15 protein-coding genes are annotated in these 17073 nt (G+C 70.2%); all 15 read left to right on the forward strand.

What is annotated here, in order from left to right; all coding sequences use genetic code 11:
* Positions 1–359 precede the first annotated feature (359 nt).
* Complete coding sequence (locus IT355_20745; GenBank protein MCC7055711.1) at positions 360–1310, forward strand: hypothetical protein; 951 nt, start codon at positions 360–362, stop codon at positions 1308–1310.
* Positions 1307–2284 (forward strand): hypothetical protein, encoded by a 978-nt coding sequence (locus tag IT355_20750; protein ID MCC7055712.1) that lies wholly within the window; start codon positions 1307–1309, stop codon positions 2282–2284. Before IT355_20745 ends, IT355_20750 begins: the two co-directional genes overlap by 4 nt.
* A 185-nt stretch (positions 2285–2469) precedes the next feature.
* Entirely contained in the window at positions 2470–3984 is a 1515-nt protein-coding gene (locus tag IT355_20755; GenBank protein MCC7055713.1) for a hypothetical protein, read from the forward strand.
* A 549-nt stretch (positions 3985–4533) separates the two neighbouring features.
* Positions 4534–5751, forward strand: coding sequence for an acetyl-CoA C-acyltransferase (locus IT355_20760; GenBank protein ID MCC7055714.1), 1218 nt, complete (start codon positions 4534–4536; stop codon positions 5749–5751).
* Positions 5752–5790: 39 nt separating this feature from the next.
* A complete protein-coding gene (locus IT355_20765; protein MCC7055715.1) occupies positions 5791–6723 on the forward strand; it encodes a CPBP family intramembrane metalloprotease in 933 nt (310 codons plus the stop codon).
* Positions 6720–7574 (forward strand): 3-hydroxybutyryl-CoA dehydrogenase, encoded by an 855-nt coding sequence (locus tag IT355_20770; GenBank protein MCC7055716.1) that lies wholly within the window; start codon positions 6720–6722, stop codon positions 7572–7574. Before IT355_20765 ends, IT355_20770 begins: the two co-directional genes overlap by 4 nt.
* 1 nt (position 7575) lies before the next feature.
* On the forward strand, positions 7576–8745 hold the full coding sequence (locus tag IT355_20775; protein MCC7055717.1) for an acyl-CoA dehydrogenase family protein: 1170 nt from the start codon (positions 7576–7578) through the stop codon (positions 8743–8745).
* Positions 8746–8793: 48 nt separating this feature from the next.
* The gene (locus IT355_20780; GenBank protein ID MCC7055718.1) at positions 8794–9873 is read left to right on the forward strand and encodes a Glu/Leu/Phe/Val dehydrogenase; all 1080 of its coding nucleotides are present in this window, start codon (positions 8794–8796) and stop codon (positions 9871–9873) included.
* A 2-nt stretch (positions 9874–9875) separates the two neighbouring features.
* Positions 9876–10331 (forward strand): ribose 5-phosphate isomerase B, encoded by a 456-nt coding sequence (gene rpiB, locus IT355_20785; GenBank protein MCC7055719.1) that lies wholly within the window; start codon positions 9876–9878, stop codon positions 10329–10331.
* Positions 10331–11629, forward strand: coding sequence for a serine hydroxymethyltransferase (locus IT355_20790; GenBank protein MCC7055720.1), 1299 nt, complete (start codon positions 10331–10333; stop codon positions 11627–11629). Before rpiB ends, IT355_20790 begins: the two co-directional genes overlap by 1 nt.
* 53 nt (positions 11630–11682) lie before the next feature.
* Positions 11683–12039, forward strand: a complete 357-nt coding sequence (locus tag IT355_20795) for a hypothetical protein (protein MCC7055721.1) — start codon at positions 11683–11685, stop codon at positions 12037–12039.
* A gap of 262 nt (positions 12040–12301) precedes the next feature.
* Positions 12302–13912, forward strand: coding sequence for an NAD(P)H-hydrate dehydratase (locus tag IT355_20800; protein MCC7055722.1), 1611 nt, complete (start codon positions 12302–12304; stop codon positions 13910–13912).
* Entirely contained in the window at positions 13909–14871 is a 963-nt protein-coding gene (thiL, locus tag IT355_20805) for a thiamine-phosphate kinase (protein ID MCC7055723.1), read from the forward strand. Before IT355_20800 ends, thiL begins: the two co-directional genes overlap by 4 nt.
* Entirely contained in the window at positions 14868–15668 is an 801-nt protein-coding gene (locus IT355_20810) for a 1-acyl-sn-glycerol-3-phosphate acyltransferase (protein MCC7055724.1), read from the forward strand. Before thiL ends, IT355_20810 begins: the two co-directional genes overlap by 4 nt.
* Positions 15669–15754: 86 nt before the next feature.
* Complete coding sequence (gene eno / locus IT355_20815) at positions 15755–17035, forward strand: phosphopyruvate hydratase (protein MCC7055725.1); 1281 nt, start codon at positions 15755–15757, stop codon at positions 17033–17035.
* The last annotated feature ends 38 nt before the right edge of the window (positions 17036–17073 follow it).

Genomic DNA, 17073 nt, shown 5'->3' on the forward strand with positions numbered 1-17073 from the left:
CGCCTCCGTGGAAACGACCCACTCCCATCCCCCACCGACCCACTGCCTCCGCGAGCGCAGTTCCCCCAGCGCCCTGCTCCGTGCCCTCCGTGGGCTCCGTGACTCCGTGGGAACCCCGATACCCCGCGCCCCACCGACCCATCGCGCCAATGCCCACGACCCCCGCGAGCCGACCTCCCACGTTGCGCACCAACAACGGATGATTGCAGCCGCGCGCTCAGCCCACCGTGCCCTCCAACGATGCCGCACTGAACACCAGAGCCCGCTCGCGAGAACGTGGACGGGATTGCTACGTCCTTCGTGACGTCACTCAGCGGCAGCCTGGGTTCCCTCCACATGACAGCGAAGGAGCTGATCGCATGTGCGCCTTCGTCACGCAGCACATCGAGCACTGGCCGGGCCGGCAGGCGGTGCTCCTGGTTCACGGCATCGGTGATGCCAGTGCCGCCGCCGCCCCGTTCCCGCTGCTCGAGCTGCACTCGGCGCTCGGTGCCTTGTCCAACGACCTCGCCGTCTACACGCTGAACTACGACTTCATCAGCGACTGGACGCAGCGCAAGCTCCAGCTCGAGGTGGCGGTGCGGGCGCTGGCCGGTGCGGTGTCGTCGCGATTCGGGAACGCCGACGCCGGCGCGCGACTGGCCGAGTACGGCGGTGACGTGTTGTGGCCGGTGCTGCACGAGGACACACGCCGCGCGATCCGTGATGCACTGATCGTGCAGCTCCAGCAGGTCTTCCTCGATGCCGGCGCCGCCGCCCTTGCCCGCAACGAGGATCCGCTCGACTACCGCGTGAGCATCATCGCGCACAGCATGGGCTGCTTCCACACCTACGAGCTGCTGCACGCGATGGCCCGCGAACCCTCGTATCGGCTGCGCCCGGGCACCGACGGCACCCAGCTCGCCAGCGTGGTGCTGATGGCCTCCCCCGTCACGCTGATCCGCACCGTCGCCGGGGACCTCGCACCGCTGGTGCCGTCGCCCGGCGACCTCGCCACGCTCGACCCGGCCGGCCTCTCGCTGCCGTCCGAACGTGTCGGGCGCCGGAAGGTGGCGGCGACCCGGCGTTTCGTCGCCGTCACCGGCACACAGGACCCCGTCGGCGGTCACCTCTTCGGCCAGCGACACGACTGGGGCTACATGGACGTGCCCGGCCAGCAGACGACGATCGTGTCGCAGTCTCTGCTCGGCGCCGATCCGGTGGCTGCGCTGGTGGCGGGACTCGGCACGGGCAACCCCGTCTCTGACCCGCACTCGTGGAGTGCGTACGTCACGGGCCAGTCCGCGCTGCTGCGCGAGGCGCTGGCATGAACACCCGCGCACGCTGCGCGCAGGTGCTGCGACGCGTGGCCGTCGCACTGGGGCTCACCTCGGTCGCCGCCTCCGCGCAGGCGGCCGGCGACGAATCATTGCTGGCCCGCGCCGACTCGATCACCGTCGGTGACTACTGCTCCGCCACGCGCAGTGTCCTCCGCGCCCCAGCCGTCCTGGCGGCGCTGCAGCCGGACGAGGCGCTGTTCGATGCCGCGCTCGACCGCGTCTGCGACCCGCGGGTGGCCGCGCTCCGGCTCCGCGAGCTGACGGCGAGCGGCGCCGCCCCGCTGGCGGCGGTGGCGCGGCTGCGCCAGGAAGCTTACCGCACCGTGCAGGCGGCGCCGCTCGACAGCGCCATGCAGCTGCTCGCCGGCCGGCTGCGCCAGGCCGACGTGAGGCCGGTGGTCCTGGCCGCCGTCGGCGACTCGGTGAATCGCGACTTCGTGCGCGCCACCGAGACCGCGCGGCTGCTGTTCCTCTTGAGTGCGCGCGACCGCACGCTCCAGCGTCTCGCCAACTACGAACGCAAGCTCGGGCCGCAGTCACCCAAGCTCAACGGCGTGGAGGTGCTGCTCAACTACGCCGCGCAACGATGGGTGCGCGGCTTCCGCGGCTCCGCGACAGGCGGGCCGTCACCGTGGGAGGTGATCACGGCGTATGTGCCGACGTATGCCACCGTCGCCGGCGGGCGCGCGATGCCGGCGGCAGCATCCGAACTCGGGGTACGGCACTACAACTTCGCGCGGAGCTGGGGCACCCCGGGCTGGCGCAGCCTGATCAAGCCGCCCTACATCTCGCTCGGTGCTGCCGTCGCCAGTGACCGGCTGGGCACCCTCACCGTCCCGTGGGAAGACCGCACACGTCTCGGCGCATTCCTCGGCTGGGGCGAGACGAAGCTGGCGTGGATCCCGGGGCGCCGGGGCCAGGTGCTGCTCACGCGGCAGATCCAGCTCGTGCCGTTCACGTTCTGAGCGGTCGGCGGCGGCACGCACCCCTGATGCCGGGTGCATCGGCCCGCGCGCGCTGATACTCTCCCGGCACATCGCCAGCGACGGCGGAGCCGCTGGCGCATCTCAATCCTGCACTGCAGCGAGGCCGATCGGTGTCGATTCTCGGGGTGCCGTCCATCAGCATCCGGGCCGGAGTCCTGGCATGCGTGCTTGCGTTCGACGCCGGTGTGGCGCGCGGACAGCCCGCCACCGGGACGCTGCGTGGCGACCAGCCGGGCGCGGTGATCGCTCCTGAGATCTACGGCCAGTTCGCGGAGCACCTCGGGCGCGGGATCTACGACGGCGTCTGGGTGGGTCCCGACTCGCCGATCCCCAACACGCGCGGCTTCCGGAACGACGTCGTCGCGGCGCTCCGGGCGATCAGGGTGCCGGTGATCCGATGGCCCGGCGGCTGCTTCGCCGATGACTACCACTGGCGCGACGGCGTGGGCGCACTCGCGTCGCGCCCGGTCCGTGTGAACGTGCTCTGGGGCGGAGTCGAGGAGTCGAACGCGGTCGGCACGCACGAGTTCTTCGACCTCGCCGCGCAGGTCGGCGCCAAGACCTACCTCGCCGGCAACGTCGGCAGCGCGACGGTGGTCGAGATGGGGCAGTGGCTCGAGTACCTCACCTCGCCCACAAGGTCCACCATCGCCAACGAGCGCCGCCGCAACGGACGCGACCTGCCGTTCCCCGTGGACTTCTTCGGGGTCGGCAACGAGAACTGGGGCTGCGGCGGAGCGATGACCGCCGAGCACTACGCGGACCAGTACCGGAACTTCGCCGAGTTCGTGCGCTCGCCGCAGGTGCCGCGCATCGTGAAGGTGGCGAGTGGTCCCAGCGGCGACGACTACCACTGGACCGAGGTCCTGATGGAGCGCGCCGCCGGCCAGATGGATGCCCTCTCATTGCACCACTACACCGTGCCCACCGGCAACTGGGACCGGAAAGGTGCCGCCACCGGTGGTGACGAGGCGCTCTGGATGGGCACCATGGTGCAGGCCATGCGCATGGAGGAGATGGTCACGAAGCACTCGGCCATCATGGACCGCTACGACCCGGCGAAGCGCGTCGCGCTGTACGTGGACGAGTGGGGCGTGTGGCACGACGTGGAGCGCGGCACGAACCCCGGCTTCCTCTACCAGCAGAACACGCTGCGCGATGCCGTCGTGGCCGGCCTCACGCTCAACATCTTCCACGCCCACGCCGACCGGGTCCGCCTGGCCGCCATCGCGCAGATGGTGAACGTGCTGCAGGCGCTGATCCTGACCGAGAAGGACCGGATGGTGCTCACACCGACGTATCACGTCTTCGACATGTATGCGGTGTTCCAGGGGGCCACGGAGCTGCCGATCAGCGTCGAGGCCCCGCGCTACGTGCGCGGTGCGCAGTCGGTGCCCGGCGTGAGCGCGTCGGCGGCGCGCGCGAAGGACGGGGCGGTGCACGTGGCACTCGTCAACCTCAACCCGACTGCCGACGCGCCGATCCGCGTGCGGCTCGATGGGGTGACCGGTACCCGCGTGACAGGACGGATCCTCACCTCGGCGGACATGAATGCACACAACACCTTCGCTGCGCCCACGGCGCTGGCGCCGGCACCGTTCACCGGCGCGAGTGTCCGTGACCGGATGCTGACCCTGGAGCTGCCGGCGAAGTCGGTGGTGGTGCTGACGCTGCGATAGCCGGCATGAGGGGACGGTGCCGGGGGTTCGTGGTGCCGGGTGTGCGTGGTGTCGGTGAGCGGGCAGGGGGACTTGTTCTCACGGAGTCACGGAGATCACGGAGGTCACGGAGGAAAGACTTTGGGGAACAGCTCGCGCGAGGCAGCCCCCGTATCCGCGCGAGCAGTTCCTTCAAATGGCTGTTGCAGTCCTCCGTGCGCTCCGTGGTCTCCGTGTCTCCGTGGGAACCTCGATCTCTCGCGCCTCACGTCACCCTCGCGTCGGAACCTCGATCTCTCGCGCCTCACGTCACCCTCGCGTCGGAACCTCGATCTCTCGCGCCTCACGTCACCCTCGCGTGGGAACCTCGATCTCTCGCGCCTCGCGTCCCCCCGCGTGGGAACCTCGATCTCGCGCGCCTCAACGTCCCCCCGCGCGGGAACCTCGATCTCTCGCGCTTCCGCAGACCCCGCGAGCTCCCGACAGGGTACCCACCGGTCCGGTGGCTATCTTTCGGGTTTCCCGGTGCCTCACGCACCCTGATCGACGGACCCCACGCGCGACCCCCATATGGCATCCCCTGACCACACCCCCGTCATCGTCGCCGCCAAGCGGACGGCCATCGGGAAGTACCTCGGCGGACTCAGCAGTCTGACCGGACCCCAGCTCGGCGGACACGCCATCGCCGCGGCCCTCGCGGCCAGTGGCGTGCCGGCCGAGCTGGTCGAGGAAGTGATCATGGGCCATGTCCTGCAGGGTGGGACTGGCCAGGCCCCCGCCCGGCAGGCCGCCCTCCTCGGGGGCGTCCCGGTCACGGCCTCGGCACTCGCCATCAACAAGGTCTGCGGCTCGGGACTCAAGGCCGTCATGCTCGCCGCCCAGGCCATCAAGGCCGGCGACCGGCAGATCCTCGTCGCGGGCGGCCAGGAGAGCATGTCGAACGCGCCGCACTACATGTACGGCATCCGCGGCGGCATCAAGCTCGGGGACCAGACGCTCGTGGACGGCATGATCCGCGACGGCCTGTACTGCGCCAGCTATCACTGCCACATGGGCGGCCACGCCGAGCACACTGCGGTGAAGGGCGGCGTGAGCCGCGCGGACCAGGATGCCTTCGCGGCGGAGAGCCACCAGAAGGCCGTGCGCGCTCAGGCGGCAGGCAAGTTCGCCGACGAGATCGCGCCCGTCAGCATCCCCGGCCGGAAGGGGGCGACCGTCGTCGCCGCCGACGAGAGCCCGCGCGCCGACACCACGGCCGAGTCGCTCGCCGCGCTCAAGGTGGCGTTCGCGAAGGACGCCCCCGGGGAACTCACCCCCGCCGAGCTCTCCGTCACCGCCGGCAACGCGTCGTCGCTGAACGATGGTGGTGCGGCCATGGTCGTCACCAGCGAGTCCGTTGCCCGCGCCCACGGCCTGAACATCCTCGCCCGCATCAGCGGCTACGCCACCGGTGCCGTCGATCCCAAGGAGCTGTTCTTCGCGCCGGTCACCGCCGTGCAGAACCTCATGAAGAAGCAGGGCACCACCATCGGCGACTACGGCCTGATCGAGGCCAACGAGGCCTTCGCGTCGCAGGCGCTGGCCGACGGACGCGCACTCGGCTGGGACTGGGATCGTGTCAACGTGAACGGTGGCGCGATCGCGCTCGGGCATCCCATCGGGGCCAGCGGCGCCCGCGTGCTCGTCACGCTGCTGCATGCGATGATCGATCGCAACGTGGCCACCGGCCTGGCGACGCTCTGCCTTGGCGGTGGCGACGCCGTCGCGCTGTCGGTCGAGCGGGCCTGACCCGCCGCCCGCGGCACCCGTCCCGAACGTCCCGACGCCGTGAGCGACACGCTCCTCGATCGCGCGGTGTACGACCGGCCCGGCCACCTGCGCTGGGGCTGGCGCATCGTGCTCTTCCTGCTGGCCGGCATCGCCGCGTCGAACGTCGGCGTGCCGCTGGTGCAGATGCTGCTGCCCGCCGTCGTGACACCGTGGGTGAATGCGGCGCTGCAGTGCGCGGCGGTTGCGGTGGCGACCTGGTACGCCGTCTCGTCGCTCGAGCACGGCGGCTGGGCACGGGTGGCGCTCGACCTGCGAGCGTGGCGTCCGTCGCTGCTGCTCGCCGGTGCGGCGGTCGGTGCGGTGGCGATCGGTGTGCCGATCGCGCTGCTGGTGCTCCGCGGTGACCTCACCTTCACCGACGCGCCGGCCGGCGGCGTGCTGCGCGCGCTGCTCCTCTCGGTCGTGATCCTCGCCCCCGCAGCGATGACCGAGGAACTCATGTTCCGCGGCTACCCCTTCGTGGTGTTGCGGGAGCGCTGGGGGTGGCCGGTGGCCGTCGCCCTCACGTCGGTCACCTTCGGGGCGCTGCACCTCGGCAACCCCGGGGTGACGCCGCTGGCCATCGCGAACGTCGTCAGTGCCGGGGTGTTCCTCGCGGGCGTGCGACTCGTCACTGGAAGCCTGGCGGCGGCGTGGGCCGCGCACTTCGCGTGGAACTGGACCATGTCGGCCGGATTCCACACCGCGGTGAGCGGGCTGCCGTTCGAGACGCCCGGCTACCGCCTGGTGGACTCCGGCCCGGACTGGCTGTCGGGCGGGGCGTGGGGCCCCGAGGGTGGCGTGGTCGCCGCCGTCGGGATGATCGGCACCTTCACGGTGCTCTCGCAGGTCACGAAGCGTTCGCGGCGCGCGGCCCCCGGCCTCGCAGCGCCCACCCCGGTTTCATTCAACACGGCCGGTCCGCTGGACCGCCGGGAGCACCAGGCATGAACGACCGCATCGCGGTCATCGGCGCAGGGCAGATGGGCAACGGCATCGCCCACGTCTTCGCGCAGGCGGGCTTTCCCGTCACCATCATCGACGTCAGCGCCGCCGCGCTCGAACGCGGCCTCACGACCATCACCAAGAACCTCGACCGGCAGGTGAAGAAGGGCATCATCGATGCCGGGGCCCAGGCCGCGACCCTCGCGCGCCTCACCACCGACACGTCACTCGATGCCGCCGCCGGCGCCACCGTCATCATCGAGGCCGCCACCGAGAACGTGGCGCTCAAGTTCGACATCTTCACGAAGCTCGACGCCATCGCCGCGGAAGGTGCGATCCTGGCCAGCAACACCAGCTCCATCAGCATCACGCAGATCGCCGCCCGCACGCGGCGGCCGGCCGACGTGATCGGGATGCACTTCATGAACCCGGTGCCGGTGATGCAGCTGGTGGAGGTCATCCGCGGCATCGCCACCAGCGACGAGACCACCGCGCGCACCGTCGCCCTGGCGAAGGCCGTCGGCAAGGCGCCCTGCGAGGCGAACGACTTCCCGGGCTTCATCGCCAACCGCATCCTGATGCCGATGATCAACGAGGCCTTCTACTGCCTGATGGAAGGCGTGGGGACGGCTGAGTCGATCGACACCGTGATGAAGCTCGGCATGAACCACCCCATGGGGCCGCTCACGCTCGCGGACTTCATCGGCCTCGACACCTGCGTCGCCATCCTCGACGTGCTGCACGACGGCATCGGTGACCCGAAGTACCGCGCCTGCCCGCTGCTCCGGAAGTACGTCGATGCGGGCTGGCTGGGGCGCAAGAGCGGCCGCGGCGTCTACACCTACCCGGCAGCCTGACATGTTCCCGTCACCCGCGATCTTCCCGCAGACGGAGGAGCAGCGCGAGATCGTGCGCACCGCCCGCGAGTTCGCCACCGCCGAGATCACGCCGTTCACGGCCCAGTGGGACCGCGACAGCCACTTCGAGCCCACGCTCGTGAAGAAGCTCGGTGACCTGGGCTTCCTCGGCATGCTCATCCCCGAGCAGTACGACGGACTCGGGCTCGATGCGCTGAGCTACCTCATGGCCCTCGAGGAGATCTCCACCCACGACGCATCGGTGGGCGTGATGATGAGCGTGCACAACTCGCTCCCCACGCAGATGATCCTGAACTACGGCAGCGAGGCGCAGAAGCAGCGCTGGCTGCCGCCGATGGCGCGCGGGGAACTGCTCGGCGCCTTCGCGCTCTCCGAGCCGGGCGCCGGCAGTGATGCCAGCTCGCTCACCACGCAGGCCGTGCGCGATGGGGACGACTGGATCATCACCGGCAGCAAGAGCTGGGTCACGTCAGGCACCCACGCCGGCGTGATCCTCTGCATGGCGCGCACCGACACGCCCGATGCGCGCAAGGGCAGCAAGGGCATCTCGACCTTCATCCTCACCCCGGACCTGCCGGGCTTCGCCGTCGGCCGGAAGGAGGAGAAGCTCGGCATGCGGGCCAGCCCCACCGTGATGCTGAACTTCGATGGGATGCGCGTGCCCGGTGACCGGCTCGTCGGCGCGGAGGGGATGGGGTTCATCTACGCCATGCAGTCGCTCGACCACGGGCGCCTTGGCATCGCCGCGCAGTCGCTCGGCATCGCCACCGCGGCCGCCGAGGCGGCGCGGGCCTACGCTGGCGAACGGAGGCAGTTCGACACGCCGATCAAGGACTTCCAGGCCGTCCAGTTCAAGCTGGCCGACATGGCCAGCCGCATCACCGCCGCGCGCGCCCTGCTGCACGCCACCGCGCGCGCCAAGGATGCCGGCCAGCCCATCACGCAGTACGGCGCCATGTGCAAGCTGCTCGCCAGCGAGACGGCCATGTGGACCACCACCAACGCCATCCAGGTGTTCGGCGGGTACGGCTACGTGTCCGACTATCCTGTCGAGCGCCTGTTCCGCGACGCCAAGGTCACCGAGATCTACGAAGGCACCTCCGAAGTGCAGCGCATCGTCATCGCCCGCGAGCTCTATCCCCGCACCTGAACGACCGGGGCGCGCCGGCGTGCGCGGCCCCCGTCACAGCCCTCATACATGAAGCTCTTCGACACGATTTCCGCGATGGGCCACGAGCAGCTCGTGCTCGCCCACGACAAGTCCACCGGCTATCGCGGCATCATCGCGATCCACGACACCACCCTCGGCCCTGCGCTCGGCGGCACCCGCTTCTGGAACTACGCCAGTGACGAGGAGGCCATAATCGACGCGCTGCGGCTGGCCCGTGGGATGACCTACAAGAACGCCGTGGCCGGCCTGAACCTCGGTGGCGGCAAGAGCGTGATCATCGGCGACAACCGCACCCCGAATCGCGAGATGATCTTCCGCGCCCACGGCCGCTTCGTGGACTCGCTCGGCGGCCGGTACGTGACCGCCGAGGACGTGGGCACCGGCACGCTGGACATGGACTTCGTGCACATGGAGACGAACTACGTCGCCGGCCTGCACAACGCCTCGGGTGACCCGTCGCCGGTGACGGCGCGCGGTGTGTTCCGCGCCATGCAGGCCACCGCGAAGTACCGCTGGGGCAGCGATGACCTCTCCGGCCGCACCGTGGCCATCCAGGGGTGCGGCAACGTCGGGTACAACCTGGCCCGCGAGCTGGCGGCCGTCGGTGCCATCCTGATCGTGGCCGACATCGACGCCGAGCGGGTGAAGCGGGTGGTGAGCGAGACCGGGGCGCGGGCCGTGTCGGTGGCCGAGCTGCTCCAGCAGGACGCCGACATCTTCGCCCCCTGTGCGCTGGGCGGCGGGCTGAACGACGAGACCATTCCCCAGCTCCGGGTGGAGCTGGTGGTCGGGGCGGCCAACAACCAGCTCCTCGAGAACCGCCACGGCGACATGCTGGTGGAGCGGGGGATCACCTACGCCCCCGACTATGTCGTGAACGCCGGCGGGGTGATCAACGTCTACGGCGAGCTGGCCGGCTGGGACCGCTCCCGGGCCCTCCGGAAGGCTGACGAGATCTACCAGACTATCCTTGGGGTGTTCGATATTGCCCGGGCGGACGGGGTGACCAGTCATGTCGCCGCCGACCGGCTGGCCGAGCGCCGGATCCAGTCCGTCCGCGGCATGGTTCGCACCTGGCCCCCCTTCCCGAACAAGTCCGAGGCCTGACCATGGCGGAACACATTCCGATCGGCTCCGATCACGCCGGGTTCGAGATGAAGCAGCATCTCGCCAAGGCGTTGCGGGGCATGGGGTTCGACGTCGAGGACAAGGGCACCGACTCGGACGCTTCCACCGACTACGCCGACTACGCCCACCCCGTGGCCCGGGAGGTCTCCTCCGGCGAGGCCAAACGCGGTATCCTGTTGTGCGGAACCGGGCTCGGCATGAGCTATGCAGCCAATCGCTGGCCGCATGTGCGGGCCGCGGTCGCGTGGACCCCCGAGGTGGCGAAGCTGTCGCGCGAGCACAACGACGCGAACATCCTCGTCATCCCCGCGCGTTGCATCAGTGACGAGGAAGGGGTCCGTATTCTCGAGGCATGGCTCAACACACCGTTCGACGGCGGCCGGCACGAACGCCGGATCGCCAAGATCGAACGGGCTACGGAAGAGGGGACGGCGTGATGCAGCAGTGGAATGACTGGGATCGTTGCCCACCGGGCGCTGCGCTCCGCGCCGCCGACCCGGAGATCGCCGGGCTGATCGAGTCGGAGATCGTCCGCCAGAATGACGGCATCGAGCTGATCGCGAGTGAGAACTTCGTGTCGCCGGCCGTGATGGAAGCGATGGGGTCGCCGCTCACGAACAAGTACGCCGAGGGCCTGCCGGGCAAGCGCTACTACGGCGGTTGCGAGGTGGTGGACAAGGTCGAGCAGCTCGCCATCGACCGCGTGAAGCAGCTCTTCGGTGCCGACCACGCCAATGTGCAGGCGCACTCGGGCGCGAGCGCGAACGCCGCCGTGTTCCTGGCCTTCCTCAGGCCGGGCGACACGATCGTGGGCCTGGACCTGTCGCAGGGCGGGCACCTCACGCACGGCTCACCGGTGAACTTCTCCGGCCTGAACTACGACGCGCAGCATTACGGCGTGACCGACGAGGGGCTGATCGACTACGACGCCATGCGCCGCGTGGTGCGCGAGAAGAAGCCGAAGCTGCTGATCGCCGGCTACTCGGCGTACTCGCGCGTGATCGACTACCAGGCGTTCCGCGATGCGGCCGACGAGGTCGGCGCGCTGTTCATGGTGGACATGGCGCACTTCGCCGGCCTGGCCGCCACGGGCGTGTACCCGAACCCGGTGCCGTTCGCCGACGTCGTCACCACCACCACCCACAAGACGCTCCGCGGTCCGCGCGGTGGCCTGATCCTCTGCAAGGCGCAGCACGCCAAGGCCATCGACAAGGCCACCTTCCCCGGCACGCAGGGCGGCCCGCTGGAGCACGTGATCGCCGCCAAGGCTGTCGCGTTCCGCGAAGCGCTGCAGCCGGAGTTCACCGAGTACTGCCGGCAGGTCGTGCGCAACGCGCAGACCCTCGCGGCCGAGCTCATCACCCGCGGCGGCTCGATCGTCTCGGGCGGCACCGACAATCACCTGATGCTGATGGACCTGCGCTCGCGCGGGGTGGCGACGCTCACCGGCAAGCTGGCCGAGAACGCGCTGAACCACGCCGGCATCACCGTGAACAAGAACACCGTGCCGAAGGAGACGCAGTCGCCGTTCGTGACCAGCGGCATCCGCATCGGCACGCCGGCGGTGACCACGCGGGGCATGAAGGAGCCGGAGATGCACCGCATCGCCGACCTCATCGACCGTGTGCTCCGCGCCCCGGAGGACGAGGCGAACCTGCGCGCGGTGCATGCCGACGTGAAGGAGCTCGCCGCCGGATTCCCGCTCTATCCGGCGCCGGTCGGCGCCGGCGTCTGACGCAGCAGCCGAGGTAGCGAGACGTGGCGGAACTGGCGTTCAAGGACGGCATCATGGAGCAGATTCGCCTGCGCGAACCTCGCTTCCATGAGCATGCGTTCCTCTTCGTGCTGGCGGCACTCGAGCAGTGCCAGCAGCGCCTCGGGGAGCGCCGCCACATCTCGGGCCGCGAGCTGGCGGAGACCTGTCGTGACCTGGCGATCGAGCGCTATGGCGTGCTGTCGCGCCTGGTGCTCGACCACTGGGGGATCCGGGAGTCGGTGCACTTCGGCGACATCGTGTTCGCTTTGGTGGACCTAGGCATGCTGATCAAGCAGCCGCACGACCAGCGCGAGGACTTCGCGGACGCGTTCGACTTCCACCAGGCATTCGAGGCGGGGTATCCCTGGCGGAACGTGCCGCAGGGCTGACGCCCGCCTCGGGCGTCTGCGGGCGTGGGGAATCGTCGACAAGGCTCACGCGGAAACGCGGAATGTGCGGAAGTGGTCACGTCGCTGGTTGACAGCTACAACGACGTCGCTGCTGATGTCGTGAAGGAAACGCGCGCCCGCCCTCGCTGATCCAGCCAGCCCGTCACGGCGAGCCGTGTCGAATGGTGCACAGCGTCGTGACCGTTTCCGCATCCTCCGCGATTCCCGTGTGAACCCTGTCGACGACCTCTCCTCTGCATCGATGCCCGAGTCTATCCCGGTCCTGACGGCGGAGCAGTCGAAGGCACTGGACGCGCGGACGATCGCGACGCTGCCGGACTCGTTCACGCTGATGCATCGCGCCGCCGAGGCTGCGGTGCGGTGGTTCGACGCGCGCCCGGAGCGGAGCGCGGCCGTGTACGTCGGGCCGGGCAACAACGGCGGCGACGGATGGCTGGTGGCGGGTCTGCTGCGCGCGCTCGGATGGAACGTCACGGTGCACGTGGCGGCTGAGCCGCGCACTCCGGACGCCCGTCGTGCCCGCGCCGACGCCGAACGCGACGGGCTGTTCGCCGTGCCGACTGGCAGCGAGGCGATGCTCGTCGACGCGGTGCTCGGCACCGGTGCCAGTGGCGCGCTCCGCGGCAGTGTGGCGGAGGCCGTCGCGGAGATGCGTCACCGCGCGCAGCCCGTGGTCGCCATCGACATGCCCTCCGGCCTCGATGCCACCACCGGCGCCGACAACGGTGCCGACAACGGTGCCGACAACGGTGCCGTGCCGTGTGCCCACACACTCAGCTTCGGCAGCGTGAAGCGCGGACAGCTGCTGCGCCGCGACCTCGTGGGTGAGCTGCATGTGCTGGGCATCGGGCTCCTGGCGGCCGATCACGGGACCCCGCACGTGATGCAGGCCGCCATGGTCGACGAGTGGCTTCCGCACCTGTCGCCCGACGCCTGGAAGGGCACCCGCGGCCGCGTCGCCATCGTCGGCGGTGACGACGGCATGGCCGGCGCGGTGATCCTGGCGGCACGCGGGGCGCACGCCAGTGGTGCCGGGATGGTGCGTGCCGACGTGAGCGCGGCCTCGGCCACGGCGCTGCAGGTGGCCGTGCCGTTCGCCACCGTGTTCACCCGGCCTGCACATGACCTGGGCGCCGCCGACCTGTCGTGGCCTGACGTGATGGTCATAGGGCCCGGCCTGGACGGTGCCACCGGGGCGGCACGACGGCGCGTGCGGGATGGCCTGCTGCGCCTGCTGCACGCGTACGCCGGTCCCGTCGTGCTCGATGCCGGTGCGCTGACGGCGTTCGCCTGGCAGGAGGGTGCCGCCGCGGATGATGGCGACGATGCGCGGGCGGATTGCGCTGATCCGCTCGATGCGCTGCGGTTCGCGTTGCGTGGCCGGCCGGCGCTGCTCACGCCGCATGTCGGGGAATTCACGCGCCTGTTCGCACCCGGGACCGCGCCCACCGACCCGTTCGCGGCGCCACTGGTGCTCGCGCACCGCCTGAATGCCACAGTGCTGCTGAAAGGTGTGCCGACCGTGATCGCCGACCCCGACGGCACCACGCTCGTGTCGGCCAGCGGCAACCCCGCACTCGCGATGGGTGGCAGTGGTGATGTGCTCGCCGGCATCGCCGGTGCATTGATGGGGCAGGGTATCACGCCGCTGCGCGCCGGTGCGATGGCGGCGTTCGTGCACGGCACGGCCGCGGAGCGCTCGGTTCAGTATCATTCAGGGTGGCGTGGCGTGACGATGGACCTGTTCCTGCAGGAGCTGTCGCGCACCTGGCCCGCCATCGTGTCCGACGGCGCGCGCGCACCGCGCCTGTCGCACCAGCTCCTGTGCCTTCCCGCCGTGCCCACTCGATGACCGTCTTTCCACCCACGCAGGTCACCCTCGGTCCCGGTCGCGAGTTCGCGTCGATCGCGCGCTGGGTGCGGCAGTGGGGCGCACGTGCACATGGCATCGGCGACGATGCCGCCATCCTCGACGTGCCCGGCGGCACGCGCCTCGTAGTGAGCACCGACACGACCACCGAGGACGTGCACTTCCGTCGCGCGTGGCTCTCGGCGCGCGAGATCGGCTGGCGCGCCGCGATGGCCGCGCTCAGCGACCTCGCGGCGATGGGTGCGGATCCGCTTGGCGTGCTGATCGCCCTCGGGGCGCCGGCCAGCTGGGACGGTGCGCTGGACGACGTGCTGCAGGGGGTGGGTGACGCGTGCGCGGCGGCGAAGGCACCCATCATCGGCGGCGACACCACCCGCGCGCCGGTGCTCACGCTCAGCATCACCGTGCTGGGCACTGCCGTGGAGCCCATGCGGCGTGACGGGGCCCGGCCCGGCGACACCATCTACGTCACCGGCAGCCTCGGCGGCCCGGGCGCGGCGCTCCAGTCGTGGCTGAAGGGCGCGGCGCCGCGTGCCACCCACCGGGCCCGGTTCGCCAAGCCCGTTGCGCGGCTTGGCATGGGGGCCTGGTGTGCCCGGAACGGGGCCAGTGCCGCCATCGACCTCTCGGACGGCCTCGTGGCCGACGCGGGCCACGTGGCGGCCGCCTCCGGCGTGCGCCTCTCGATCGAGCTGGCCAGCGTGCCCATCCTCGGCGGGGTGCTGGCGCTGGAGGCGCTCGCCAGCGGCGAGGAGTACGAGCTCCTGCTCACCGGGCCCGCCGGGATGGCGGCGGCTGCGAAGGCGGCGCGCATCGGGTCGCTCACGCCGATCGGGCTCGTGATGGCCGCCACCCCCACCGAGCCGGCTGGCGTGGTGGTGCACGACGGGCCGCGGCGCGTTGACCCTCCAGCCGGTTACGACCACCTTTCGCCGCAATGATGACTCCCCTTGCGGCCCTGATGCTCGTGCTGGTCACGATTCCGGTGGTCGCCGTGGTGGTGATTGCGTCGTACCTGGGCGTGCCGATGCGGCACGGCAGCATCTACGAGACGGTGCAGGGGTTCTGGGCGCGGTCACTGGTGTTCGCCGGCGGCGTCCGGCGGGTGGTGCACAACCCCGAGCGCATCGAGCAGCACAACGCCTGCGTGTACGTGGCCAACCACGTGAGCTGGTACGACGTGTTCACCCTCGCCAGCGTGCTGCCGCGCTGGAGCTTCGTGGCCAAGGACGAGCTGCGGAAGATCCCCATCTTCGGCCGTGGCGCCCTCGGCGTCGGGACGATCTTCGTGGAGCGCGAGAACCGTCGCGCGGCCTTCCAGATGTACGAGAAGGCGGCGCTGCGCATCAAGGAGGGGGCGTCGGTGGTGGTCTTCGCCGAGGGCACCCGCGGGGCCGACTATGCGCTGCGACCGTTCAAGAAGGGACCGTTCGTGCTCGCCATCGCCTCCGGCGTGCCGATCATCCCGGTGGTGATCATGGGCACGCGCGAGGTGATGGGCCGCGGGAGCTGGATCGTGCGGCCCGGCAAGGTGCACCTGCACTTCCTCGAGCCCATTCCCACCGAGGGGCTCGCGTACTCCGACCGTGAGCGGCTGGTGGCGCAGGTGTGGAGCAGCATGGCCGCCACGATGTCGTCGGTCTACGGCATCGAGAGCGACCGTGGCAACGCACTCGGCACCGAGGACGTGGCGGCCACCGTCACCGCCGATCCGCAGGGCACGCCCGCCACGCCGTAGCGCCGCACCCGTTCCCGCAGCATGCACGACGCAGCATCCGACGCCGTTGCCGTACTTCTTCCCGACCTTCACCGAACAACCGATACATGTCGACCATCGTAGACATCACCGCGCGCGAGATCCTGGACAGCCGCGGCAACCCGACCGTGGAAGCCGACGTGACGCTCGACAGCGGCGTCGTGGGCCGTGCGGCCGTGCCGAGCGGCGCGTCCACCGGCGAGCGCGAGGCCGTGGAGCTGCGTGACGGCGACAAGTCGCGCTACCTGGGCAAGGGTGTGCTGAATGCCGTGCAGGCGATCGAGGAGCAGATCGCGCCCGCGCTGGCCGGCATGTCGGCGCAGGACCAGATGGGCGTGGACAACGCGATGCTCGAGCTGGACGGGACGCCGAACAAGGCGAAGCTCGGCGCCAACGCGATCCTCGCCGTCTCGCTGGCGACGGCACGTGCCGCGGCCGACGACGTCGACATGCCGCTCTGGCGCTACCTCGGTGGCCCGATGGCGCGGACGATGCCGGTGCCGATGATGAACATCCTCAACGGCGGCGCGCACGCCACCAACACGGTGGACTTCCAGGAGTACATGATCGTGCCGATCGGCGCCGAGACCTTCCGCGATGCGCTGCGGATGGGGGCGGAGGTGTTCCACGCGCTGAAGAAGGTGCTGGTGAAGCGTGGCCTGGCGACGGGTGTGGGTGACGAGGGTGGATTCGCCCCCGACCTCAAGACCGACGAGGATGCGCTGAAGCTCGTGATCGAGGCCATCGAGGCGGCGGGCTTCGCGCCGGGGCAGGAGATCGCCATCGCGCTCGACTGCGCGGCCAGCGAGTTGTTCAGCGGCGGCACGTACGACTTCAAGAAGAGCAAGGCCGGCAAGCTCGGGGCGCAGGGCATGATCGACATGTATGCCGGCTGGATGGAGAAGTATCCCATCGTGAGCATCGAGGACGGCCTGGCCGAGAACGACTGGGACGGCTGGAAGGCGCTCACGGCGCAGCTCGGGCAGAAGGTGCAGCTGGTGGGTGATGACCTGTTCTGCACCAACAGCGAGATCCTGGCGAAGGGCATCGAGAACGACGTCGCGAACTCGATCCTGATCAAGGTGAACCAGATCGGCACGCTGACCGAGACGCTGCTGGCGATGGAGCTGGCGAAGAGCGCCGGCTATGCGAGCATCGTGTCGCACCGCAGTGGCGAGACCGAGGACACCTTCATCGCCGACCTGGCGGTGGCGACGGGTGCCGGCCAGATCAAGACCGGCTCGGCCAGCCGCACGGACCGCATCGCGAAGTACAACCAGCTGCTGCGCATCGAGGAGGCGCTGGGTGACGCGGCCGAGTATCCGGGCGGCGGGGTGTACGGCCTGTGATGGAGTTGGGTGCGGACGCGGTCGTGCGTGTGGGTGCG

The organism is Gemmatimonadaceae bacterium, assembly GCA_020851035.1.
Lineage (GTDB): Bacteria > Gemmatimonadota > Gemmatimonadetes > Gemmatimonadales > Gemmatimonadaceae > JACMLX01.